A 22,746-nucleotide genomic window follows, 5' to 3' on the forward strand; every position below is an offset into this window, starting at 1 on the left:
GTTATGGGGCGACAACTACCTGAAATAGTTGTGTCAAAATCAAAGCCTTCATGGAACTAAATTAGTGGACTAAACCACTTCACCACTAGTTTTTTAATGATTTCGTATCCCCCATCTTTGTAAATTGCTGCAACAATTGCCTCAAATGTCTCTGCTAAGGCTAAAGACTGTTCTTGCACCCCGATACTTCGTTCTCCAATGCCAACAATCGGAGTTATCTCCATTGCTCGAAGCATTGCACTCAAGTTCTCTTCATTCTCTAACTTCTCTTTCTTCTGAGTGATGCTACCGCGAGTCGTGTAACCTTGGTGAATCAACAACTCCGTCAAAATTGCTTTAAGAACGGCATCTCCAAGGGTGCGAAAAACTTCTTGGTCTTCGCATAGATTTCCTTTTTGCCTTTGCTCCTGAGCCGCAGCCTTGCGTGTGAGGGCTTGAACGAGTAACTCTTGGTCTAAAAAGATATATCCCAAACGGATTTCAATAGCTCTGATTTCTTCAGGAGTCATCGTGTTAACTCTTAGCGATCACCCAACTTGAGGTTGCCCAACTTTGAACTCTCACAGATAAGCTCACAGCACCGTCCTAACCAAAAGATAAAGCCGCATAACGGTGAAGTTGTGCGGCGGCAGACAAGCTTGAACACTCACCGATAACCTTTGTTCCATCCGCACCAACGCGGTGTTAGGCAGCATTTACTGACAACTCATACAAACAATGTTTAGCTGTCATCAGCAATATCTTCATGAGTTGAAACAGGTAAAGATTGTCCAAGAGACAACAAAGTGCTTTGTGGTAATCTTTCTTCGATTTGTCTCAAAATCACCTCCAATTCCACTCTCGGACTCGTTTGTAAACCAAGGCATTGTGCAATTCCATTAGCATCTGTACTCCAACGCTGTGCAAGTTGAAGACGATAACCTGAAGCTTCGGTCAACAATTCATAAGAATGAAAATGCATAGGGTTCCCAAGTCGGGCATCCTGAATATGGTCAAATGAAAACTCCCTCTGCATATATTCAATAAGACAATCTTGAGCTACTAGAACAAGATGTTTACTGAGATGTTCAAAGGTATGAATTTTATGATGAAGTTGCATCAAGATAGTTTTTGCCGTCATTTTCCAATTCATGCCAAAACCTTTTCCTGATTTAACCTCTGAATCTTTAACTTCAACACCATGATTTTGTAGAAAACGTTGCCGTTCGGGCCATACTGTTCCAGTAGTATCAAGAGTTTGCAATTCAATGCCGACAAAATCAATAACTTTACCAGAGCGTACAGAAGCAAGACAATAATCTATGCTACCTCCAGGAACTGAAATCTCAGGCACGATTCTAAGTTCATTACCAGGCTCATGAAGTGTTAGCAAATGAATGCAGTCTGTAAAAATTTGGCTTCGCTCAAGAAGACGAAATGGGCAAATGATAATATTACGAACCTCTTTACCATAAGCTACTGTGCATGTTCCAATGGTGATGTCAGGCTCACTTTTTCGGTTTTTAAGGCATTTACGAGTTAGGAAGGGGCAGTTCTGACTGGAAGCAATATCACCCCAAGACATAGGATGATTTGTAGAATTTCCATACAATTCAGCAACTTTAGTCATTGGTTAACCCACACCTTTCATAAGCAATATTAATATAATCACCAGAAATATCTATTCCAATCGATTTTCGTTGTAAATGATATGCAACTAAGCTTGTTGTACCTGTTCCCATAAATGGATCTAGTACAATGCCAGATTTAGGACAGGTAGCAAGAATCGGAATCTTACATAAATCTTCAGGATAAGGAGCAAAGTGAGATTTTCGCCTTTGCGTATCCTCAGGTAAGATGTCCCAAACATCACTCGGTTTACTACCATTTGGATGGTATTTAAGAAAATAAAAACCCTTTTCAGCGAGTTCACGGGCACGCCCAGAAACTTTTTCTGAATCTGAATGTGTTGTTCGTTGCTGACCACGAATAATCATCCGAAAATCAGATGTTTTACCTGCTCTTACCTCTTCTAAAACTTCATCAAGAGCTTTGAGCGCATTTATTCGTTCAGAATCATTAAGTGCTGTGGATAATTCAATTTGCCGCCGATAACGTACACCAGAAACACCTGTAGCAGAAACTACAGAGCCATTAACAACTTTAGATTGCCTTGGCTTGGTGCGAATTGCATCGACATCATAGAAATAACGAGCTGTCTTAACAAAGTGAAAGAAAGGTTCATATACGTTTCGGAGTTTATCTTTTGCATTGTCAGGTGCGCCCTTGACTTTATTCCAGACAACACTGTTACGAATAATCCAACCTTGCTGATCAGTCATCTGAAGTGCAATCCGCCAAGGTATACCAATCAAAGATTTATTCTGATAGGTATCACCGATATTGAGCCAAAAAGAACCGCTAGGCTTGAGAATTCTTTTTACCTCAACGAAGATTAAAAGTAATTTGGTAATGTAATCCTCCCAGTTCTCCTCTAGCCCAATCCCTCCATTTGCATAGGCTCTATGCCCCCAATATGGTGGGGAAGTTATTATACAGTCGATGCAATCATCGGGAAATAGTTGTAAAAGCTTATATGTGTCGGCTTCTAAGAACAAAGGCATAAGGTCTGGTGAAGTGAAATAATCCTTAACCTTACCCATATTTTTTAGAAGTCTACTTTCCACAACCATTGAGCTACCTAACTGTTACATCTCATAACTTTACTGGAATTTGAGGAAGTTATAGCTATGGAGGGGTTGCTTGGTGGCTGCCTAACGGTGAAGCTCAACGGCGGTCAGTGGCTCTCGGTTTCAGCCAGGATCTCTGTTCCGTCCGTTGCAGCGAGGTGTTAGCCTTCGCGATCGCCCTTCATCTCCCAACACCAACACCTCTGGGCGATCGCCCCTTATCTCCCAGCACCCGCACCTTTCGGCGATCGCCCCCCGGATACCTTTTGGAACCTCGAACTGCTGACCCAAATCTACCGCGACTTAAAGTTTGCAACTTACTCGAAAGTGTTTGGGAGTGTTCGATTTGACCCAGATCTCGAAGAACCGAGCCTCTGCAAGTGGGGGGCGAATCGCCTACCCACCGACAAGCTGACAGAACCAGAACGCTGAGGGCTAACTAGTAATTAGACTGATCGCGTCTGCCTATCTACCCCGCAGAGGGCAATTAGGCTGAAATCCGTCTGTCTAAGATCCCAAATTGGGGAGATAGGCTGATTCAGATCTGTCTAAGATCCCAAATTGGGTAGATAGGCAGGCAATAATCTGCATAATACCCCTGATTCTGGGAATTAGGCAGACAGCTTCAGTAAAGCTTCATATAAAAAGAACAAATGTATCGTGGTAGCTTTCTATACAGATGTTCTGCTGAAGAAGATTGGGTTTTGTGGAAGCACGTCCTAAAAAGCTACTGGATCAGGTGCGGGATACGCTGCGATTCAAACACTACTCTTACCGCACGGTGCAGGAGCTATTGGGGCACAAGGATGTGAAGACGATGATGATTTGTACCCATGTGCCGAATCGGGGTGGGCGAGGGGTGCGGAGTCCGCTGGATGGATGAACTGGATGGATGAGCTAGAAAAAGATTTTGGGCTGTAGATTTTGGATTTTGGATTTCAGCGATTTCTCACCAAAGTCCAAAACCCAAAATCGGCTAGCTTATCTTACCTGTTGCGCTGCAAATAGCGCAGCACGTCGCCTGCGTCGGGCTGGATGAGGATGCCATTTTCTGCAATGGGGACGGATCGGCTCCACTCAAAGCGTTCGGCATAGCGGAGCAAGTGAAGGCGATCGACCTCCTGCTGCGTGTCGGCGGGGGAGCCGACGAGGTAGAGGCGCAGGCGGCGGCGACGCGGCAACTCACAGGTGAGCGGGGGCAGCGAGAACTGGGTCGCCTCCGAGCGTGGGGACGACCAGGTGTATTGGATTGTCAGCATTTGGGGTTTCCTCCAGGAAACGAGTGGGGTAGGAAACCCCGAAATGTTGGCCGCCCACGGACGTGAAGCGCTGATGACAGGGCGGCCTACAATGGACGCAGCCCTGAGACAGGCATCGGCTGTCGAGGGGTCAGGCGTTGGTGGGTGCGGGAACACCTGCCAGCGCCGCAAGTGACTAAACGACCAAAATTTCGGGGGAAAGGTAAGCCGCGCTGACTTGGGGTCATTCACAGCTTGATGGACGATTGTACTGGATGCGATCGCCCCCGTCAATTGCCCTGTGCCAGCAGCAGCAACTCTCAGGATGGTGGCTCAGTTGATACTGGGCGAGTGGTGCTGGGCGAGATGTGTAGCTCCAGACCGTGCAGCATAAAGGTGAGCAGATGCTCCCAACTGTCGAAATACAGGCAGACCACTCGTAGCGGGTTCATGCCCGCAAATCATCAAACAAGGTCTTACAAGGTCTTAAGTCCCTCGACTGCCTAAATATTTTCCCCCTCCAGCTACCTAGCTGCACCACCGTCATCCCGTCGTGCTACTCTTTCAGAGTCTGCTGCACTTGCAGTGGAGCAAAAATTGGGTTAAACCTGGTATTGCGTCGGCTAGAACGCTTCAGACATGGCTATTCTGGACTCAAAGGGACGGTTGTTTGGCAAGGTCAATATCCTCGATTTGGGCGCGGCGCTGGTGATGCTGCTGGTAACGGTGGCAGTTTTTCTAGTGCCAGGAACGTCGGGTTCCTCGGTGGCGCAGCTTGGCGTACAGACCAAGCCCGTGCAGGTCGATACCATTGTGCGTGGGCTAACGGTCAGCGATCCAGCGGCGCTGGTGCAATCCTTGCAAGAGAGCAAAAAGGTCAATGTGATCATCCGTAACCAGCCCTATGGCGAACTGGACGTGGTGGGCGTAAAGCAGCTTCCCCGCTCGGTGGCGGTTCCCCAGCCCGATGGCACGGTGATTTCGCTGCCCGACCCGCGTCCAGAGTTGGACTTCACCCTGGACATGATGATTACCCTAGCCGGAGATGCCCAAATGACGGACGATGGGCCGGTGCTGGGCAACAACAAGGTGAAAGTAGGCACGCCGCTGGAACTGGAGGGACAAACCTTCCGATTCAATGCGCCGGTGGTCGGTGTGCGAATTCAGGAATAAGCGTCCTCTATTTGGGATAGGTCGCCTGGCGGCTGCGCTAAGCTCAGAGTGATGTGCTGGCGGCCGTAGGCTGCTGGGGCTAGTGTCCGATTCTCCCAGGTGGCGTGCGAAAGAAATTGCTAGAGGCCCAACAACAGCTTGATTGGCAATCCAAAATCGCACATCCAATCGCGAATCCAAAATCGAGAATTGAGATTGCACCGCCTGATTCAGAACTTGTCTGAGGGAAAGCGTGTTCTTTAGCGTTGTTATTCCGACTTACAACCGCAAGCCGATTCTGGAAAAATGCCTGCGATCGCTCGAACAGCAGGTCATTCCGCCCAATAGCCCCATCGAAGGCTATGAAGTCGTTGTCGTAGATGACGGCTCGACAGATGAAACCGTCGGCTGGCTCCGGGCAAACGCCGCATCCCTGCCACACGTCCGCCTGTTTCTGCAAGATCACCAGGGGCCGGCCGCGGCTCGGAACCTGGGCGTAGAAAAAGCGACAGGCGACACGATTATCTTTATCGACAGCGATCTGGTGGTGACGGAGGTCTTCTTGCAGGCCCACGCGGCGGCGCTGGCGGAAGGCGCAAAGCGGCTGGGGAGCGATCGCCTCTTTACCTACGGCCGCGTGATCAACACCTGCAATTTCGACGACCCGACGGCTGAACCATTTAAGGTGACGGATTTTTCGGCGGCGTACTTTGCCACTGGAAACGTGGCGATCGCCCGTCACTGGCTGGAGCAGGCGGGGCTGTTTGACACGCGCTTTCAGCTCTACGGCTGGGAAGATCTAGAACTGGGCGTTCGCCTGAAAAACCTGGGTCTAACCCTGGTAAAATGCCCCGAAGCCGTCGGCTATCACTGGCATCCGCCCTTCGCCCTCAGCCAAATTCCCAACCTGATTGACAAAGAAATTCAGCGCGGCCGCATGGGCGTGTTGTTCTACCAAAAGCACCCCACCTGGGACGTGCGCCTGATGATCCAGATGACCTGGCTACACCGCGTTCTGTGGGGCGTGCTGTCTCTCGGCGGCCGGCTCAACGAGCGCACCCTCGCGCCGCTGCTGCAATGGCTGATTGACCAGGGCAAACCGCAGCTTGCGCTAGAAATTGCCCGCGTTTTCCTCAACTGGTATAACGTCCAGGGTGTTTATGCCGCCTACGACGAGTTCCTCGCTTCTAAAGCCTAAGATCCTAAATCTCAAATCTAAACCCCAAAATCTTTAGGGCCGCTCCGTGGCGATCGCCAGCCGCACATTCGGAATCGCCCGCAGCCGATCCATCACCGCCACCACCTGACCGTGGGGCACGGCCTTGTCGGCATTAATCACCACCAGCGGCGAATTGCCCCCGTCCGTCTGCTGGCGCACCGCCGCATCCAGCGCGTCTAGCGTGATCGGCTGTCGGTTTAGCGACAGGTTCCCGCTAGCGTCAATCGTGACGACGGTTTGCTCCTGGGGTTGCAGATCTGCCGTCGCCGCCCCTGGCAAGTTCACAGGCAACCCCTCGGAGCGCGTCAGAAACAGCGTAGACAGGACAAAGAAGGTGAGAATCGCAAAAATCACGTCAATCATCGGCACAATGTTGATCGACGGCGGCGGATCTGGCTCACTGGGTAGGCGCATAGGGAGGACTCCGATATTCCTGACGGCGGCGGTGCAGCAGTTCCAACTGGCCCCCGTATTCCTGAATCAGCGCCACCTGCCGCTGATATAGGCCGCGAAACGTGTTGGCAAACAGGAGCGTGATAATTGCCACAATCAGCCCAGCAGCGGTGGAAATAAGCGCCTCGCTGATGCCCGCTGTCACCCCTGCGGTCTGCGTACCGCCGAGATCGCCCAGTCGCAGCGAGCTAAAGGACTGGATCAACCCCAGAATCGTGCCCAATAGCCCCAGCAGCGGCGCAACGCTGATCACTGTATCGAAGACGGTGTTGAACCGTCGTAGCAAGGGCAGTTCTGCCTGGGCCGCGCTCTCCAGCGCCAGTCGAAACTCGTCTGGCGTGGCCTGCTCTAGCTCCAGCGCCGCCAGGAAAATGCGAGCCATAGGCAAGTTGGCGTGCTGCTCTAGCTTTTGAAACGCGGCGCGGGGGCTGCGGCGATAGAGGGCCAGCGTGTCCTGGATGACGCGATCCTGCTGGCGGGTCAACTGCCACCAGAACACGAGCCGCTCTAGCACTAGCGCCATCGCCAAGATCGATAGCCCCAGCAGCGGCACCATCACCAGTCCGCCTGTGGCAAATAGACTAGGAATTGACATGAAACGGGGCAAAAAGGGCGACTTTACCCAGAACCGGGAAAGTGATCTATTTGAGCATACCCGGTAAAGACCAGTTTTTTGCCGTGAGTTTCCAGGCGGTTAATCCGCACCATCACGCCGTCCAGATCAAACCGATCCAGATCCACCATGCCGTCTAGCACCTCGGCAAAGGCAAGGCTGACGATTTTAGAGAGCGATCGCCCCTCCTCAGGCACCCCTGCTGGGTCAAACTCGGCATTTTGAAAGCGGATCTGTCGGCGCTTTTCAACGGCGATCGTAGACCGCAGGCTAATCGGCAGATCCTTCCGGTTTGGCAAATCAACCTTTGCGCCAACATGTACCTGGTTTTCAGGCATCAAGGTAATATGGATATCCCGAAAAGACACAGGTTCGCCGCCCGATAGATTTGTCAGCGCCTCCATCTCCACATTCACCAAATGCTGGCGCACCAAATCAGCGTCAAACGCTTTATTAATCCCGTCCTCTGTCAGAATCACCTGCGCCACGGCCTGTGTCGGCTGCTTAAGGCGGAGCTTCCCACCCAGCGCCGAGGCCGGGTCAATCGACACCGCATCGGTGGTAAACGACATTTCTTCGACCCGGAAATCCCGCCGAATCACCAGGTTACGGCCCTGCATCTTGAAGCTGTCAATACTGCCCTGCAACAACTTGCTGGAGGGAAAGCAGCGGATCTGCACATCGATGGCTTCGCTGCTCGTGAACAGGTGGCGGATGGACTGGTTTGCAACCGCATTCAGCACCTGCTCACCCATATCCGTATTGAGTGGGCGTGTGAAACCAGTAAAACCGCCAAACATAGGCTTTATTAAAAGGGTATCCAGCAGTAGGGTGGTTGGAGGCATCCGCAGCGGATCGTCCAATTCTTGTAACGAATTTGTAACGAAACCACCTCACTTGTAACAAGTATTCACAAAAGTCGCAACTCAAAGCAGAATTGGGGAGATTGGAGAATCCGCATGGGGTTATTAGCTGGGATTATGGGATTATCAGTCTGTATCAGGGGCGATCGCCCCATCCCCTGCCAACTCCTGAGCAGCAACGTGCAAACTTCTACGGTTGGACATAATCTAAATAGTAAGGGAATGATGAGTCAGCCTGGAGCGCAGCTCTATCTCGGCTAGCTCTCTTTTGGTCGCTCTTGGCCGCTCTTGCAGAGGCGTGTTGCCTGGGTTCAAGCTGCATCGCTGCTGCGGAGCCAGTCTGGGGGGCGATCGCTAGATTCGCCGACTCAACTCTAGGTGCGACCCTTTCTCTCAACGATTGCCCAACCACCAGAACCGGACGCTGAGTGTGCCCAAAATCGGGATTATCTACAACGACATCAAACCTGTGGCCTGCCGCATTGCGGAGGAACTGAGCGAGAAAATTGCAGGCTATGGCTGGGAGGTACACCTGGCAACCGGAATGGGCGGCATCCTGGGATATTCCAAGCCAAACCGGCCCATGTGTCATACGCCGATCGCCAGTCTGGCTCCCACCGGGTTTGACGAAGACATGGCGCTGGCGGTGGTGCTGGGCGGAGATGGCACAGTGCTGGCGGCCTTCCGGCAGGTGGCTCCCCACGGCATCCCGCTGCTGGCCATCAACACAGGACACATGGGCTTTTTGACCGAAACCTATTTGAACCAGCTTCCTCAGGCAATTGAGGCAATTTTGGCGCGGGACTACGATATCGAAGAGCGCCTGATGCTCACGGTTCAGTTGTTTCAAAAGGACGTGCTGGCCTGGGAGGCGCTCTGCCTGAACGAGATGGTGCTGCATCGAGAGCCGCTGACCAGCATGTGCCACTTCGAGGTGGAAGTGGGCCGCCACGCGCCCGTCGATATCGCCGCCGACGGCATTATTCTCTCGACCCCCACGGGGTCCACCGCCTACGCGCTGTCGGCAGGCGGCCCGGTGATCACGCCCGACGTAGCCGTGATGCAGTTGGTGCCGATCTGCCCGCATTCGCTGGCCTCTCGCGCCCTGGTTTTTTCTGCCACAGAACCCGTTACAATCTACGCAGCCAATCCTGATCGCCTGGTGATGGTCGTGGACGGCAACGCAGGCTGCTACGTGTGTCCTGAAGACCGGGTGCGCGTGCAGCGATCGCCCTATCCTGCCAAGTTTGTGCGGCTAAAGCCCCCCGAATTTTTCCACGTTCTCCGCGAAAAGCTTGGCTGGGGACTGCCCCACGTTGCCAAGCCCACCTCCGTCGAATTGCCTTAACCCCCAACTTAAACCCACTAACTTAGTGACCCCCAATTGCCAACATGCAGGACACTCGCCTAACTCGCCTCCTCAACGGTACGCTGGGCCAGTTTGACCAATGGCTGCTCAATCCCTGGCGGCGGATTTCGCTGGTGGTGATGAGTCTGCTGCTGGGAAATTTTCTGGCGGGGGCAGTTTCTACGACTGCGGGGGCGACATCCGAGTGGGACATTTTGGCCTCAGTAGTGGTGGTCGCCGTAACCGAGGCGATTAGCTGGTTTGTCTATTGGCGGCGGCGATCGCAGCTTGTCAACGGCCGCCCCCGCCCGTCCATCGTGTCAGAGATGCTCAACGCCATGAAAATGGGGCTGACCTACGGACTGTTTTTGGAAGCCTTCAAGCTGGGAAGCTGAGGCGCAGCCGAGCTTTGGCAGGACGCATCGTGGCAACTCAGAACGCTCCATTCCAGAATCTTCTGGCGCGACTCGCTGACGAACCGTTTCATCGGCGGGGTTCCGATCCGTCCGCAGCGGTTTCGTTGCTGAGGGCAGATTGGCTGGCACGGGGCTGGCGACCTGAGCAGTTTGGGCTTGCCGATGCCCAGCTAGACGACTGGATGATCACCCAAGCCGAACAATTTCAACAGGCTTATCGGGCAATCGCCCCCCTTTGCCAGGATGAACTCGGCTGGGACGCAGTGCCCCTAGATCTGCTGTGGGGTCTGTGGCTGCCGCTGGCAGAATGGCTTAAGCAGCGCTGGCGATTGCACTCGCGCCCTCTGATTCAGGCCATCTTGGGCGGGCAGGGCACGGGCAAATCAACCCTGGCGCGGCTGCTACGCGGCATTTGGGCGGCGGACGGGCTGCGGGTTGTTTGTTTATCGATTGATGACTTGTACAAAACCTGGGGCGATCGCCAGCGGTTGCAGCAGGCCGATCCGCGATTGCGCTGGCGTGGCCCCCCCGGCACTCACGATGTGGATCTGGGAATTCAGACGCTACAAGCCCTGCGGCAGGGCAACAGTCCTGTGCTGCTGCCCCGGTTCGACAAATCGCTGCACCAGGGCCAGGGCGATCGCATTGCGCCAGAGCCAGTTTCCGGTGCAGACTTGGTGCTGTTTGAAGGCTGGTTTGTCGGGCTGCGACCCATCGACTCAGCTGCCTTCGACGACGCGCCGCCGCCCCTTCTCACCGCCGCCGACCGAGCCTTTGCCCGCGACTGCAATACCCGCTTAGCAGACTATCTGCCCCTGTGGAACCTGCTGCACGGGCTGATCGTGCTGCGCCCCGAAGACTATCGCCTCAGCCAGCAGTGGCGCAAGCAAGCCGAACATCGCATGACTGCTGCTGGCCGCCCCGGCATGAGCGATGCCGAAATCGACCAGTTTGTGGAATATTTCTGGCGATCGCTCCATCCCGCGCTGTTTTACCCGCCGCTGCTGCGGGATTCTGAGCAAGTGGATTGGGTGGTGGAGGTGCGGGCAGATCGGCAAGTGGATCGCGTTTGGAAGGGCAGAGGGAATGACGGGACAGCATGATCCTCGATTTCCACAGTTCCACCCCAAGGCGCTAACGCCCCAACACTCCCCAAATCCGGCTATCATAGCGGTTGTCGTATGAGCTACAAAGCATGGGCAGACAGCGTTCTCTCCTGGCGTTGATTTTACTGTTGGCGATCGCCGCGGCGGTTTTGCTAACCCAGCGACCGCTAAATTTGGGTCTGGATTTGCGGGGCGGGTCGCAGTTGACGCTCCAGGTCAGCCCCACCGCAGAGGTGCCCGAAATCACCCCAGAGAAGATGGAGAGCGTGCGGGCGGTGGTAGAACGCCGGGTCAACGGGCTGGGCGTATCGGAGGCGCTGGTGCAGACGGTGGGCGACACGCAACTTTTGGTGCAGCTTCCGGGCGTGAGCGATCCGGCCCAGGCAGAGCGAGTGTTGGGCGACACGGCCCAGCTCGATTTTCGCCAACAGCGCCAGGGCACAGAAGCCCAGCTTCGAGCAGAATACGAGGTGCTGCAAGGGCTGCTGGTAAAGCAGGCGAATCTGGAAATTAACAACGCAGACCCAGCAGAACTGGCCGAAAACCGAGCCGCCATCGAGCGCAGCAACCAGGCGATCGCCAGCTTGTTCGACAAAGTAGGGCTGACGGGCGACATGCTGCGAAACGCCTACGCCCAGCCCATCAGCGGCAACGCCTGGGAAGTGGGGCTGGAATTTAACGAGGAGGGCGGCCAGAAATTTGCCGAAATGACCAAAGCCGTAGCGGGCACAGGCCGCAGCCTGGGCATTTTCCTAGATGACGATCTGCTCAGCGCTCCTACCGTAGACGTGAAATATGCCGAAACGGGCATCGTCGGCGGTCGCGCCAGCATCAGCGGCGGCTTTGACGCACAGCGGGCCGGGGAACTGGCGCTGCAACTGCGGAGTGGGGCGCTGCCTGTGCCGGTGGAAATTGTCGAAAACCGCACCGTCGGCGCAACTCTGGGCCGCGACAGCATTCAGCGGAGTATCTATGCGGCGATCGCCGGCCTCATTCTCGTCCTCATCTTTATGGTGGTGTATTACCGCCTGCCGGGTCTGCTAGCTGATATTGCTTTGCTCGTCTACGCGCTGCTGACCCTGGCGCTGTTTAACCTGCTGAATGTAACGCTCACCCTACCGGGGATTGCCGGGTTTATCCTCAGCATCGGCATGGCAGTAGATGCTAACGTGCTGATCTTCGAGCGCACCCGCGAAGAATTGCGGTCTGGCAAAACCCTCTACCGCTCCGTAGAATCTGGCTTCTATCGTGCTTTTTCCAGCATTTTGGACAGCAACGTCACCACGCTAATTGCCTGTGCTGCCCTGTTCTGGCTGGGGGTAGGCCTGGTCAAAGGCTTCGCCCTAACGCTGGCCATTGGCGTGGTCGTCAGCATGTTTACCGCGCTGACCTGTACCCGCACGCTGCTGCTCACTGCGCTGTCGGTTCCCAGCCTGCGGAAGCCCAGCTACTATAGCCCCGGCGTTTCCAATTCCCCCTCGGCTCGGCCCTCTTCGACCTGAGAAGGTTTGAGCATTTCTCGAAACAAGGCTCCGCTCTGCCGTTCATTTCTGCCGCACGTCTGGCAAAGGCAACTCCATGAAACTGCACGTCATCAAACAGCGCAACCTCTGGTGGGCGATCTCCGCTGCGTTCATCCTCAGTGGACTGGCAGCGATGTTGATCTCCTGGCAAAACTTTGGTGCGCCGCTGCGGCCCAGCCTTGACTTCGTAGGCGGCTCTCGGCTCCAGCTAGAGCTGGCCTGCGCCCGCGAAAAAACCTGTGAGCAGCCTATCGATCCGGCAACGGTGCGCTCTGTGCTGGCGGAGCAAGGTTTGGGAAATAGCAGCATCCAGGTATTAGGAACCGAGCAAGATGCACTGCTGATTCGCACTTCGACGCTGAATGTGGAACAGCGAACCGAACTCCTGCAAGCACTAGAGGCAAAGCTGGGCAAATTCGACCCTGCTGCAACCCAGATTGACACCGTGGGACCCACGCTCGGTCGGCAGATTTTCACATCGGGGCTACTGGCGCTAATGGCGGCCTTTGCAGGCATTATGGTCTACCTCAGCCTGCGGTTCCAGTTTGACTATGCTCTGTTTGCAATTGTGGCGCTGCTGCATGATGTATTGGTGACGCTGGGGCTGTTTTCGATCCTGGGACTGGTCTCTGGGCTGGAGGTGGATAGCCTGTTTATTGTGGCGCTACTGACGATTGTGGGCTTTTCGGTGAATGATACGGTGGTCATTTACGATCGCATCCGGGAGCGTATCAAGGACAGCCCTGGTCGCCATATCAACGATATTGTGGATGAAGCGGTCAACCAAACCCTGACCCGCTCGATCAATACGACGTTAACCACCATCTTGAGCTTAGTGGCAATCTTCCTGTTTGGTGGAGAAACGCTGAAATACTTTGCCCTGGCGCTGATTGTGGGATTTGTAGCAGGTGCTTATTCCAGTATTTTTATCGCCAGCACGCTGCTGGCCTTTTGGCGAGAGCGGACGGGACGGGCGATCGCCCAGCCAGAACCCGTTGCCGACGGCCCGCTAGACATTACTCCCAGCCCAGAAGATGCCTGACCACCCAGGGCATCTAGACAGCGCCGACGCAGTTTTACTTAGATATGGCTTTTTTGGAAATGGCTTTTTTGGAAATGGCTTTTTGGAAATGGCTTTTTGATGTAGCTTCTTAGACGTGGCTTCTATGTGGCCCAAACTGATTTGGAAAAAACCTGCGGCCCAGCCAGATCCCTTTCCCACAGATTCAGACTTTCAGGCTGAAGTGGAGCGGCTGCATCAGCACTGGATGAACATGCGCTGGCGGTGGCTGAGGCTGTTGTGGCTGGCGGTCGTGCCGCTCTCCCTGTGGCACCTGCGCGATGAAATTGCGCTCTGGCGGCAATATTTCACCTGGACTGCTGTGCGCTACGGGCTGATTTACCATCCACTGGCGGCCACCGGGCTAATTCTCTGCGCTAGCCTCACGGTTTCAACCCTGCTGTGGCAAAGCTGTACGCTCCTGTTTGGCATTCCCACCGACTACCGCCGTCGCCTGAGTGAGTGCGTTCTAGAAATTCGCCAGCGGGGGCCAAGGCATCCCCTGTGGCGCAGGGTGTGTCAGTCGCTTCAACCTACACCCTCGGCGACCAGTCTGCTATCTCAGCACCCCCCACACGATCAGCCACGCCCCCAGCGCCGCAAACGCGCTCCCTAAAACCATATCCTGCCAAAAGGTTCGACTTCGCTGCCCTGACGCTTGCACGTCGTTCCAGGCTTGCAGCAGCAGCAGCCCGCCCACAAATACCAGCACAATGCCCGTGGCTCGCATGGTTGCTTTGGAAATCGGATCATTGGATATCACATTGGATATCACATTGGATATCAGCAGTCTCATCGGCCAATCCTCCCACACTCCCCAACCGTGACTCAACGGCGATCGCTCTCTTATTTCTTGGCGGTGCTGCTAGGCATTGTACTGGCACTGCTGCTGTTCACACCGCTGCGGTTTGGGGTGCTGAGCTGGTTGGGCATTTCGGTTTCGATTCGCTCGGTGCAGCAGATGCCGTTTGTTTTCAGCGTGCCAGTCCGAGTGTCGGGCGTGGTGGGCGATCGCGCTCCGCTTGTAGATGCGTTGCTGTATGAACTGCAAGACAACACAGGTAGCATCTGGGTTCTATCGCCAGACACAACGGTGCAATCCGGAGAGCGGCGAACCGTGCGGGGCAAGCTGATGTTTGAGAGCATTATGATCGACGGAAACGAACAGGGTGAGGTTTATTTACTTAGCACAGAATAAACGTAGTGAATAAGCAGCTAAACGCCGCAGAAGAACCATAACCTTGAACCATAACCTTCAGAAGAGCGCTTAGCCCTAATCTTCAGGAGAGCGATTACCATAGCGGATAACTGGTTGGTTAGGACATATAGGACGGACATAGTTGCTGTTGAGACTCGTAGTGAGGACTTAAGTCCTCGCTACAAACGTCTTAACTAACCTGCGTGTTGCTATAGAAGAGCAATTATAAAATCATAAAAATATAAAAAGAATAAAAAGAAGCGAGAGAGCATGGTGCCCCCCGCTTGGGTTGTATAATTCCTGATATGCTTAATACGCTGCCAACAGGTGATCGCAAGTTTTTCCTACACCCTCAGAGAGGCTTAGTAAGCGCCGCTCTTGCCAATAACCACCTGAACGGTCTTCAGCAGAATCTTTAAGTCAAGCCAGAGCGACCAGTTGGCGATGTAGATCAAGTCAAGCTGCACGGCCTTCTCAAAATCGGTGATATCCGAACGCCCTGAAACCTGCCACAGCCCCGTAATCCCAGGCAGCACTTCCTGCCGAATGAAGTGGCGCTCTTGAAAGCGCTCAACATCTCGCACGGGCAGGGGGCGCGGGCCGACAAAGCTCATCTCACCTACCAGCACATTAAACAACTGCGGTAGCTCATCCAGGCTATAGCGACGCAAGAACTTGCCGACTCGCGTGATTCGCGGGTCGTCCTTCATTTTGAACAGCACGCCGTCTTTCATTTCGTTCTGCGCCTCTAGCACTGCCTGAAGCTGCGCCGCATTTTGCACCATTGTGCGGAACTTCCAAACCTTGAACTTGTTGCCATGCAGCCCAATGCGGGTTTGCCGGAAGAAGATGGGCCCCGGAGAATCCATCCGAATCAGCAGGGCGATCGCAATATAGAGCGGGGAGAACACCAGAATGGCGATTACCGCGCCCCAGAAATCAAAAAACCGCTTGACCCAAAAATCACTGCCGACCAGAACTGGCGCTTCCAGCGTCAGCGTCGGCAACTCACCCATCATCCGAAACTGCGACTTGGGAAACGAGGAGGCAATCTCACCCGGCAAGATACGAAGTGTGATACCCGCCGTTTGGAAATGCCAGCAGAGATGGAGTCGATTTTGAATCGCAGTCCAAGAAACAAACAGCTCTGCGATGCCAAGCTCTCGGACTCGTCGAATCGTTTCATCTCGATTGCGTCGGTCGAGGGCGCGGGCACTCGCCACCCCCATCAGGCGATAACGATTTTCTTTTTCAATCAATTGAATATTTCGCTGCTGCTCATCATCATCACAGATTAGAAACACTGGATAGCAGGCTGCACCGCGCTTGCGAACGATCTCAGTGCCTCGGTCAATCAAGAACCGACCACCGCATACAAATGCCACACTCAGGAACCAGGAAATCAGAAACGTCGAGCGTGAGACGTATCGATCTGGTTCATAAAGGAAGGCAATCAGCAGCAGCAGCCCTTCCGCCAGCGAAAGCGCTTTGACAACTCCCAGATAGTCTCGACGGGTCAGCCCCGAACCGTATAGCCCTCGCGAAATCATGACTCCCAGCTTGACCGCCAGAATGAGCGGCAAGAAGGAGTAGCGGCCCAAACTACTCCAGGGTGAGTCCAACTCGGTTCCCAGAGAAACCGCCAGCCCCCAAGCCAGTAAAATCGCAGCAGCATCCGACACGAGCAGACTGAGCATCCGCACCCAGCCAATTGCCACACCTCGACGAAGTTGAGTAAAGGCGGGCGATCGCAAGTCGGATAGGGTTCTAGATGCCGAACCAAGCGAGAGGGATTTTATGGAAACCATCTCTTTTGAATCTCCAGCTAACACTCAAACGTAACCGAAACACATGCACCCCAGACCAGATGATCAGTCATGCACCTAAAATCGGGGGTTGAAACCAAGGTTGATCAGGCAACAAGCTTGAACTCTGATGCAAGAGAAACTCTGCCGACAAACCAACAACCGAATCAGCGGAACAGAACTAAACTCCAGTCAAAATACGTTTCAACCCCCCTTCAACACCCCCTAAAGCGCTTATTGCCTGAAATGAGCCAGACACTTGATTGCCCTCAAAGAGACTGACAAACCAGAAACACCTCAAAAACCACCTGCGCCTGCGTCAGTGAAACCACTCACCTCAACATCAGGCAGTAAATAAACCTACTTCTTAAAGTTTTTAAGATTCCACTGCGTATATGTACAACTTAGACCGTGTAACTACGGATAGAAAGAGGTATCCGGTGAGTCCATTGAATCTTCATCATTTCCGACCTGTGTATGAATTTACTTTGTAGAGCGTAGATTAGCTGAATCGTCAAAGAGGCTGATACTCATACCCCCAGGTCTTTACGGAAAATTCACGGTGCTTTTATTGAGGCATCATAAAGTACTTCTATGCACTCAGACTGGCTATGTATACGTACCTGCTTTCTAAAGACTCAAAAGAGAAGGCTCAAAATACAATCTGCATAAAGACTCTATGATCGATGTATTAAATCGATCATTTATCTGCATACCTGATGCCAGTTTGCCTGCGTAACACTATGAAAGACTTGGGCATTTGGAGAATTTTTCGTCAAAAACCGTCTAAAATCCAGAAAATTTATCGCAAGTGCGTCAGTCCTGCCGCTTGAGGAGTTGTTTGAGGACAGGGCTTTAGTTTTCAAGGGCTTAGATTCTCCTAAAACCAAAACGGGAGCCAAGCGAAACTGCTAGACTCCCGTTTTTTCATTAGAAGCGGTCAATCGAAGCGATGAGTACCCCTCAGACTGCCCTAATTGCCGTAGTTTAAGTGAACGAACAAGCGTGAACGAACAACCCGTGCTGTCTAGTTTCCTTTATGAACCGAAGCAGAAGTCGAAGGCGTATAGGCTTTGGTGCCATTTTGAGCCGCTTTGCCGTTGCCATTTTCGGCAGGGTGGTGGCCATTGGTGCGGCGCGGCTGAATCACGCCATAGCCGCCGTGATTGCGTTCGTAAATCACGTTGATTTCGCCCGTCTCGGCGTTAAGAAACATATAAAAATCGTGATCTACCAGTTCGAGCTGTTCTAGCGCCTGCTCGATGGTCATTGGCGGCATGGCAAAATACTTGCTTCGCACCACCTCCGAGGGCAGTTCGGGTTCGCGGTTGGCGAGCAAGTCGGCATCAACGGGTTGATAGGGCAACACCTCAGCCGTGCGGATGGGTGTGTGTGTGTTCCGCTTTTCTTTGAACTTGCGGAGCTGGCGGCTAATCTTGTCTGCCACGAGGTCGATGCTGGCGTAGAGGTTTTCGCTGCTTTCTTCGGCACGAACCACCGCGCCGTTTGCGTAGATTGTCACCTCAGCCGTTTGTCGAGGGTTAATCCGGGGGTTACGAGCTACCGACAAACACACATCCACTTCGGTCGTCAGGTTTTGGAAATGACTGACTGCTTTCTCAACTTTCTGACGAACGTATTCATGGAGTGCATCGGTGATCTCAATGTTTTTGCCCTGGATGACAAGCTTCATAGAGCTTCCTCCCCTTAATGGTGGGTATTCAATTACCCTGTTGTAGTGGGTATATTTTCACCCTAGCACCTTGTATTCTGGACGACGGATTCGTTACATAATGCTTTGCAAGCTGTGATGATTCTTGATTTGTTGGCAGGTGCAGACTGTCGCTGTTGAGCGGGATAAGTCCTTTGGTAGAGCAACGGGTAAATCAATCATCCAGCCGTATTTGCTGGCTTTGGGAAGCGGGACTTGTGCCTTACAAAACGGCCTGGGAATGGCAGCGATCGCACGTCAATCGCCTGATCCAGCGGCCCAATTCCCCAGACCTGCTGCTTTTACTGGAGCATCCACCCGTCTACACGCTGGGGCAGGGGGCAACGCTGGATTTTGTGAAGTTTGATCTTGAGCGGACGGATGCAGAGATTCACCGGGTCGAGCGCGGCGGCGAAGTGACGTATCACGGGCCGGGGCAACTGGTGGGCTATCCAATTTTGAACCTGCGGCACTATCGGCAGGATTTGCACTGGTATTTGCGGCAGTTGGAGGAGGTGCTGATCCGGGCGATCGCCCCGTTTGGGCTGGCAGGCGGTCGGATCGACGGGCTGACGGGCGTGTGGGTGGATGGGCGCAAGGTCGGCGCAATCGGCATCAAGGTGAGCCGCTGGGTGACGATGCATGGCTTTTCACTAAACGTGTGCCCGGAGATGCGTGGCTTTGGGGTGATTGTGCCCTGCGGCATTGGCGATCGCCCGGTGGGTTGCCTGGCCGACTGGATTCCAGAGATTACCGTGGCGGAGGTGCAAGGGGCGATCGCCCAGTCTTTTGCCGAGGTCTTTGAAGTGACGATCCAGCCCTATGACATAACCGTGAACGAGCTGTAAATAAATTGGCAACTCTCCGGATTTTTTCGTATCTTCAAGAAATAGGGTGTTTCTCAAATTTCCGCAGCATTGCTGAAGCCAAAATCTGGTTTAAGCAGTAGCAACTTTTGCTATCTCGTGGATTCAAGAATCTGTTGAGTCTGGTTGCTTCTGGTACTCAGGATCTGCTTAGTCCCAGTTCAATTAATTCACCTGTAATTCACCTGGGCGATCGCACTCTGCCAGTCTTCAGTCTGCAAACCCAATACTTCTGAAGTGCCCGCAGGCTTACATTGCCTGATTTTCAGGACATTATGCAGGCATTTCAGTATAAGGTCGGTTGGTCTAGGTTCGGAATCCCGACAGACTAAGTTAAACGCTGTTCCCAGTCGCGCTGTTCCTGCTGAAACGCTGCTCCCAGTTCCATAGCCTGTTGCGTCCCGGTGGCATAACCCGGTCGAACAAAGCGCGATCGCGCTAGCTCGTTGCACCCCAACTTCACCACCCGCCAAGTATACACAGACGCACACGCGCACCAGACCAGCCTGCGCTGCTTCGCCATCTCTCCTGTTCCACTCCTCCTCCCTCCTCTTCCCACACACCCTCCATGTTCCTCACCTCCCCTCACGACAACGCCGACCCGTCTCTGGCAGAACTGTTGGAGTTCAGTGCGCGTGCCCTCACCCGCAAGCGCGTGGCTCGTCGGCAGGCTGTGGGCACAACACCCGCTGTGCGACTGCCCGATGGGGACATAGCGCTGGCAAGGGTAGAGCCAGGAAGCAGGCTTGCACCCCTGCCTGAATTGCCAATCGTCCCGCCTGTTGAAACGCCAACGCTGGCTCCTCTGCGCGATCGCGACCTGAAGGCGCTAGAAGACTGGTTTGCAGTGAAAAATCTGGATGAAATTGAAGCGGACGTGCTGGCAAACCTGGCGTTGCTGTTGCCTGCCCCCTGCTGGGAAGACGACCCCTTCAGTGCAGATGCCGCCGATGCCCTCGATTTTCTGGCAGAGTACCTGTAGCTCGTCAGCCGCTTGAGGCATCATCTTGCTCGCCTGCATCGTAATTCCAAGTTCGTAGACAGGCTAAAGCACTCGATGCGTTTGCGACTCCACCACCTCAAGTTCGGCGAAGTGCCCATCCCACAACTGATTCATCCTTGAATTCAGCAAGGCCCAAAATTTTGCTTGCGCCGATCAGGCGTATCGACTACAATCGTCCATCAAGCTGTAATTTCCCCAACACGCAGCTTATTCCACTCCCCGAAAATTTGGCCGGTTCGTCGTTTACGGCATTGGTAGATGGGCCAACACCTACCAACGCCTGACCCCAGGACAGAGATAGCTGTCTCAGGGCTTTGCCTATTGTATGGCCGCCTTGAAACCTGCTTTGCGTCGTTTGGGCGGCCATCTTTTCGGGGTTTCCCTACCTCGTTTCCAAGGAGGAAACCCCAAATGCTGACAGTTCAATACACCTGGTCGTCCCCGCGCTCGGAGGCGACCCAGTTTTCGCTGCCGCCGCTCACCTGCGAACTGCCGCGCCGTCGCCGCCTGCGCCACTACATCATCGGCCTGCCCGAAGACGCGCAACTGGCCATCGACCGACTGCACCTGCTCCGCTACGCCGAACGCTTCGAGTGGACTCGTGCCCTGGAATTTCCGCCCAACGGCATCGTCCTCAACGCCGAGCAACCCGGCGAAGTGTTGCGCTGCCTGCACCGTGAAGTCCGGAGCAACCCTGGCGCGAATGAGTAAGAACAGATAAGGAGGGTTTTGGGTTTTGGATTTTGGATTTTAGCAGGGCATCCCCGCCATCCAAAATCCAAACTCCCCAATCCAAAATCTCCCCATTCCCAAGCCAAACCATCGCAACCTCCTCAAGGGCTGATGACTCCGGTTCACTCTATCACCGCCACCTAGCCCACCGTCGATGGCCCCAGCAAAAAGGACTGGCGCGGCGGCCGCGGCGCTTCCCAAAACATCATTCCCTCGTCCACAGGTGCTGAGCCAAGAACATTAGTTCAGAATGCTTGCAAGCCCGTTACCCTGGCGATAGTATGGGCACCTAGTTTCAGTTTCGCTTCCGAAAGTATGGCGACCCAGTACCTCTCCGTAAAAGAAACCTCTGAAATCCTAAATTGCTCAGAGCAATATGTTCGTCAACTGCTCCGGTATGGCGAAATCAGAGGGGAACGGATTAGCAGCCGGTGGATTGTCGCATCAGACTCCGTTCAAAACTACCGAATCAAAGGAGAAGATACAAGCTTAAGCATTCCTGATCATGGGCGACGCTCGTCTAAAAAACCCGATCTGAAAGCCTTGAGTTTTTTTTCTGGTTGCATGGGTTTGGACTTAGGACTAGAAAAGGAAGGCGAGTGCATCCCAATTTTGCAAGACTCATGTTGAGAATTGCCCATTGAGGTAGGCACAACGTTGCTTCAGCACCTGCGGAACGTTATCTTTGTCCCACTGCGCCCCCGATATCTTGATTCGCCGCCCAAGTTGTTTAACGGTCGATTCAATTGCCCCGGAACCAATGGAGACTCCTTCAGCTTGATAGTAGCCATAATTGACAATCCGCTGTCGATGCTTGTTAAGGTAGCTAACGAAATTCGTAACCCGCTCGTGTTGCCAATCCTCAAACTGTGCAATTGCGCCCTCGACATCGCCTTGCCACAAACAGGTTTCCACGGCATCTAAACGTTGCACAGAACCACCCACTTTGCCCAAATTCTCAACCAAGTGATACCAGTCCAAAATCTCCCGTCTTTGGGTCTGGTTGCCAATCTGGGTGTAGACATTCCAGATCCCATCATGCCCATCTCCAATACAAGTCAATGGGTCAGATAAAGACTGAACATTGACCCAGTTGACCAACTGCTCATTGTCTTGAAAGAAGGCAGCAACACAGGACTCGTGCAGATTCACTGCCTTGTAATCTCGCCATTCACTCGGTTCTCCTTCGGGTGTTCGCAATCGCACTTTACCTCCATCGATACTCATCTCCTCAACCGTTTCTTCCACTTGCGGTAACTCAAAGATTTGACGATGCACTAATCGCTGTTGAGTACTGTGAGAAACCTTTATCCCAGTCAACACTTCAATGTCTTCTGCCGCCCGCTCATACGATTCATTGGCACTCACCAACAAACAACACCGCTCCAGGTAAGGACTCCATCGTGTGTACGCTTTCACCTCCAGAATTTGAGCTTGTTTCTCACTCACTTGCAGTTGTCCAAGGATGCTCTCGATGCGACGCTTTCGTCCACTTGTCGTGCCGCTACTTGTTGCAATAAAAAATCCCCGATCTCTGGGCTGACATGTTCGAGCAGATGTCCTCGCACTGCCGCCTCAATCCCTGCCAACGTTTTCACTTGCTCTGGGTCAGTTTCCTCGTATAGCAGAGCGGCAAGGGCACGAGCATGGGCTTGGATTTGGGCTTTTTTCTCAGCGTCCATGACAGGTATCGGGTAAAAGTACAATACTCAAAGTTTATCGCTATCGCCAAAGTCTAGAACTAAGCACTTTTACTCATCGCAAAAGTGGG

Annotated in this window: 27 protein-coding genes and 1 pseudogene; 15 read left to right on the forward strand and 13 right to left on the reverse strand. The window is 53.5% G+C overall.

From position 1 onward, the window contains the following. Positions 1 to 56: 56 nt before the first annotated feature. The 3 genes from O77CONTIG1_RS21475 to O77CONTIG1_RS23945 form a co-directional block, all read right to left on the reverse strand. A complete protein-coding gene (locus O77CONTIG1_RS21475; protein WP_068514980.1) occupies positions 57 to 509 on the reverse strand; it encodes a ribonuclease III domain-containing protein in 453 nt (150 codons plus the stop codon). Positions 510 to 721: 212 nt separating this feature from the next. Next, positions 722 to 1,609, reverse strand: coding sequence for a NotI family restriction endonuclease (locus O77CONTIG1_RS23940; protein ID WP_084782897.1), 888 nt, complete (start codon positions 1,607 to 1,609; stop codon positions 722 to 724). Then, the gene (locus O77CONTIG1_RS23945) at positions 1,602 to 2,672 is read right to left on the reverse strand and encodes a DNA-methyltransferase (protein WP_084782898.1); all 1,071 of its coding nucleotides are present in this window, start codon (positions 2,670 to 2,672) and stop codon (positions 1,602 to 1,604) included. The genes O77CONTIG1_RS23940 and O77CONTIG1_RS23945 overlap by 8 nt, the downstream gene beginning before the upstream one ends. A 145-nt stretch (positions 2,673 to 2,817) precedes the next feature. On the opposite strand from O77CONTIG1_RS23945, the gene O77CONTIG1_RS24995 reads away from it, so the two are divergent. After that, positions 2,818 to 2,955 carry a hypothetical protein gene (locus O77CONTIG1_RS24995; protein WP_156435565.1) on the forward strand — a complete coding sequence of 46 codons (138 nt, stop codon included), beginning with the start codon at positions 2,818 to 2,820 and terminating at the stop codon, positions 2,953 to 2,955. Positions 2,956 to 3,375: 420 nt separating this feature from the next. Then, positions 3,376 to 3,552 carry a hypothetical protein gene (locus O77CONTIG1_RS28475; protein WP_172799737.1) on the forward strand — a complete coding sequence of 59 codons (177 nt, stop codon included), beginning with the start codon at positions 3,376 to 3,378 and terminating at the stop codon, positions 3,550 to 3,552. Between the two features lie 103 nt (positions 3,553 to 3,655). Here the strand turns inward: O77CONTIG1_RS28475 and O77CONTIG1_RS21485 are convergent, their stop codons facing one another. Then, complete coding sequence (locus O77CONTIG1_RS21485) at positions 3,656 to 3,928, reverse strand: hypothetical protein (protein ID WP_084782900.1); 273 nt, start codon at positions 3,926 to 3,928, stop codon at positions 3,656 to 3,658. A 299-nt stretch (positions 3,929 to 4,227) separates the two neighbouring features. Continuing rightward, positions 4,228 to 4,359 carry a hypothetical protein gene (locus O77CONTIG1_RS27320; protein ID WP_286132456.1) on the reverse strand — a complete coding sequence of 44 codons (132 nt, stop codon included), beginning with the start codon at positions 4,357 to 4,359 and terminating at the stop codon, positions 4,228 to 4,230. A 187-nt stretch (positions 4,360 to 4,546) separates the two neighbouring features. Between O77CONTIG1_RS27320 and O77CONTIG1_RS21490 the strand changes: the two genes are divergently transcribed. Both O77CONTIG1_RS21490 and O77CONTIG1_RS21495 read left to right on the forward strand, forming a co-directional pair. Continuing rightward, positions 4,547 to 5,080: a DUF4330 domain-containing protein gene (locus tag O77CONTIG1_RS21490; RefSeq protein WP_068514986.1), complete on the forward strand. Its 534-nt coding sequence runs from the start codon at positions 4,547 to 4,549 to the stop codon at positions 5,078 to 5,080. A gap of 232 nt (positions 5,081 to 5,312) precedes the next feature. Then, positions 5,313 to 6,257, forward strand: coding sequence for a glycosyltransferase family 2 protein (locus tag O77CONTIG1_RS21495; RefSeq protein ID WP_068514989.1), 945 nt, complete (start codon positions 5,313 to 5,315; stop codon positions 6,255 to 6,257). A 33-nt stretch (positions 6,258 to 6,290) separates the two neighbouring features. Here the strand turns inward: O77CONTIG1_RS21495 and O77CONTIG1_RS21500 are convergent, their stop codons facing one another. From O77CONTIG1_RS21500 to O77CONTIG1_RS21510, 3 genes are read right to left on the reverse strand one after another with little or no spacing between them, the layout of a single operon-like run. Further along, complete coding sequence (locus O77CONTIG1_RS21500; RefSeq protein WP_068514992.1) at positions 6,291 to 6,692, reverse strand: ExbD/TolR family protein; 402 nt, start codon at positions 6,690 to 6,692, stop codon at positions 6,291 to 6,293. Then, positions 6,676 to 7,326 carry a MotA/TolQ/ExbB proton channel family protein gene (locus tag O77CONTIG1_RS21505; RefSeq protein WP_068514995.1) on the reverse strand — a complete coding sequence of 217 codons (651 nt, stop codon included), beginning with the start codon at positions 7,324 to 7,326 and terminating at the stop codon, positions 6,676 to 6,678. The genes O77CONTIG1_RS21500 and O77CONTIG1_RS21505 overlap by 17 nt, the downstream gene beginning before the upstream one ends. Before the next feature lie 23 nt (positions 7,327 to 7,349). Continuing rightward, positions 7,350 to 8,144: a DUF2993 domain-containing protein gene (locus O77CONTIG1_RS21510; RefSeq protein ID WP_068514998.1), complete on the reverse strand. Its 795-nt coding sequence runs from the start codon at positions 8,142 to 8,144 to the stop codon at positions 7,350 to 7,352. Between the two features lie 463 nt (positions 8,145 to 8,607). Between O77CONTIG1_RS21510 and O77CONTIG1_RS21515 the strand changes: the two genes are divergently transcribed. The 6 genes from O77CONTIG1_RS21515 to O77CONTIG1_RS27325 all read left to right on the forward strand — a co-directional run bounded on the left by O77CONTIG1_RS21515 (position 8,608) and on the right by O77CONTIG1_RS27325 (position 14,276). After that, positions 8,608 to 9,555 (forward strand): NAD(+) kinase, encoded by a 948-nt coding sequence (locus O77CONTIG1_RS21515; protein ID WP_410503477.1) that lies wholly within the window; start codon positions 8,608 to 8,610, stop codon positions 9,553 to 9,555. 44 nt (positions 9,556 to 9,599) lie between these two features. Beyond that, positions 9,600 to 9,950, forward strand: a complete 351-nt coding sequence (locus tag O77CONTIG1_RS21520) for a DUF565 domain-containing protein (RefSeq protein WP_068515001.1) — start codon at positions 9,600 to 9,602, stop codon at positions 9,948 to 9,950. A gap of 29 nt (positions 9,951 to 9,979) precedes the next feature. Next, positions 9,980 to 11,074: a glycerate kinase gene (locus tag O77CONTIG1_RS21525; RefSeq protein ID WP_156435568.1), complete on the forward strand. Its 1,095-nt coding sequence runs from the start codon at positions 9,980 to 9,982 to the stop codon at positions 11,072 to 11,074. Between the two features lie 92 nt (positions 11,075 to 11,166). Continuing rightward, positions 11,167 to 12,579 (forward strand): protein translocase subunit SecD, encoded by a 1,413-nt coding sequence (gene secD / locus O77CONTIG1_RS21530; RefSeq protein WP_068515005.1) that lies wholly within the window; start codon positions 11,167 to 11,169, stop codon positions 12,577 to 12,579. A 76-nt stretch (positions 12,580 to 12,655) separates the two neighbouring features. Beyond that, positions 12,656 to 13,642: a protein translocase subunit SecF gene (gene secF, locus O77CONTIG1_RS21535; RefSeq protein ID WP_068515008.1), complete on the forward strand. Its 987-nt coding sequence runs from the start codon at positions 12,656 to 12,658 to the stop codon at positions 13,640 to 13,642. A gap of 124 nt (positions 13,643 to 13,766) precedes the next feature. Beyond that, the gene (locus O77CONTIG1_RS27325; protein ID WP_197673267.1) at positions 13,767 to 14,276 is read left to right on the forward strand and encodes a hypothetical protein; all 510 of its coding nucleotides are present in this window, start codon (positions 13,767 to 13,769) and stop codon (positions 14,274 to 14,276) included. On the opposite strand, the gene O77CONTIG1_RS25000 is transcribed toward O77CONTIG1_RS27325, so the two are convergent. After that, positions 14,217 to 14,456, reverse strand: coding sequence for a hypothetical protein (locus tag O77CONTIG1_RS25000; protein ID WP_156435570.1), 240 nt, complete (start codon positions 14,454 to 14,456; stop codon positions 14,217 to 14,219). The genes O77CONTIG1_RS27325 and O77CONTIG1_RS25000 overlap by 60 nt on opposite strands. Positions 14,457 to 14,483: 27 nt before the next feature. On the opposite strand from O77CONTIG1_RS25000, the gene O77CONTIG1_RS21545 reads away from it, so the two are divergent. After that, a complete protein-coding gene (locus O77CONTIG1_RS21545) occupies positions 14,484 to 14,858 on the forward strand; it encodes a hypothetical protein (RefSeq protein ID WP_156435572.1) in 375 nt (124 codons plus the stop codon). Between the two features lie 362 nt (positions 14,859 to 15,220). Here the strand turns inward: O77CONTIG1_RS21545 and O77CONTIG1_RS21550 are convergent, their stop codons facing one another. Next, the gene (locus O77CONTIG1_RS21550; protein ID WP_068515014.1) at positions 15,221 to 16,666 is read right to left on the reverse strand and encodes a sugar transferase; all 1,446 of its coding nucleotides are present in this window, start codon (positions 16,664 to 16,666) and stop codon (positions 15,221 to 15,223) included. 1,024 nt (positions 16,667 to 17,690) lie between these two features. Then, a complete protein-coding gene (gene hpf / locus O77CONTIG1_RS21555) occupies positions 17,691 to 18,356 on the reverse strand; it encodes a ribosome hibernation-promoting factor, HPF/YfiA family (protein WP_068515016.1) in 666 nt (221 codons plus the stop codon). 173 nt (positions 18,357 to 18,529) lie between these two features. Here hpf and lipB point away from each other — a divergent pair, with 173 nt between their 5' ends. After that, the gene (lipB, locus tag O77CONTIG1_RS21560; RefSeq protein WP_068515019.1) at positions 18,530 to 19,222 is read left to right on the forward strand and encodes a lipoyl(octanoyl) transferase LipB; all 693 of its coding nucleotides are present in this window, start codon (positions 18,530 to 18,532) and stop codon (positions 19,220 to 19,222) included. Positions 19,223 to 19,568: 346 nt separating this feature from the next. Here the strand turns inward: lipB and O77CONTIG1_RS25005 are convergent, their stop codons facing one another. Then, positions 19,569 to 19,763, reverse strand: coding sequence for a hypothetical protein (locus O77CONTIG1_RS25005; RefSeq protein WP_156435575.1), 195 nt, complete (start codon positions 19,761 to 19,763; stop codon positions 19,569 to 19,571). Between the two features lie 45 nt (positions 19,764 to 19,808). On the opposite strand from O77CONTIG1_RS25005, the gene O77CONTIG1_RS25795 reads away from it, so the two are divergent. The 3 genes and pseudogenes from O77CONTIG1_RS25795 to O77CONTIG1_RS28480 form a co-directional block, all read left to right on the forward strand. Beyond that, a complete protein-coding gene (locus O77CONTIG1_RS25795) occupies positions 19,809 to 20,222 on the forward strand; it encodes a hypothetical protein (protein ID WP_197673268.1) in 414 nt (137 codons plus the stop codon). A gap of 432 nt (positions 20,223 to 20,654) precedes the next feature. Further along, positions 20,655 to 20,954, forward strand: a complete 300-nt coding sequence (locus O77CONTIG1_RS21570; RefSeq protein ID WP_225894636.1) for a hypothetical protein — start codon at positions 20,655 to 20,657, stop codon at positions 20,952 to 20,954. A 123-nt stretch (positions 20,955 to 21,077) separates the two neighbouring features. Further along, positions 21,078 to 21,203, forward strand: a pseudogene (locus O77CONTIG1_RS28480) (type I glyceraldehyde-3-phosphate dehydrogenase); the annotation flags it as partial. Between the two features lie 393 nt (positions 21,204 to 21,596). Here O77CONTIG1_RS28480 and O77CONTIG1_RS21575 read toward each other — a convergent pair. After that, positions 21,597 to 22,657, reverse strand: a protein-coding gene (locus tag O77CONTIG1_RS21575; protein ID WP_156434832.1) for an ISKra4 family transposase whose coding sequence is annotated in 2 segments (ribosomal slippage) — positions 21,597 to 22,501 and positions 22,501 to 22,657 — 1,062 coding nt in all. Because the reading frame shifts where the segments join, the coding sequence is not laid out codon by codon here. Positions 22,658 to 22,746 lie beyond the last annotated feature (89 nt).

The organism is Leptolyngbya sp. O-77 (genome assembly GCF_001548395.1).
Classification (GTDB): domain Bacteria; phylum Cyanobacteriota; class Cyanobacteriia; order Elainellales; family Elainellaceae; genus Thermoleptolyngbya.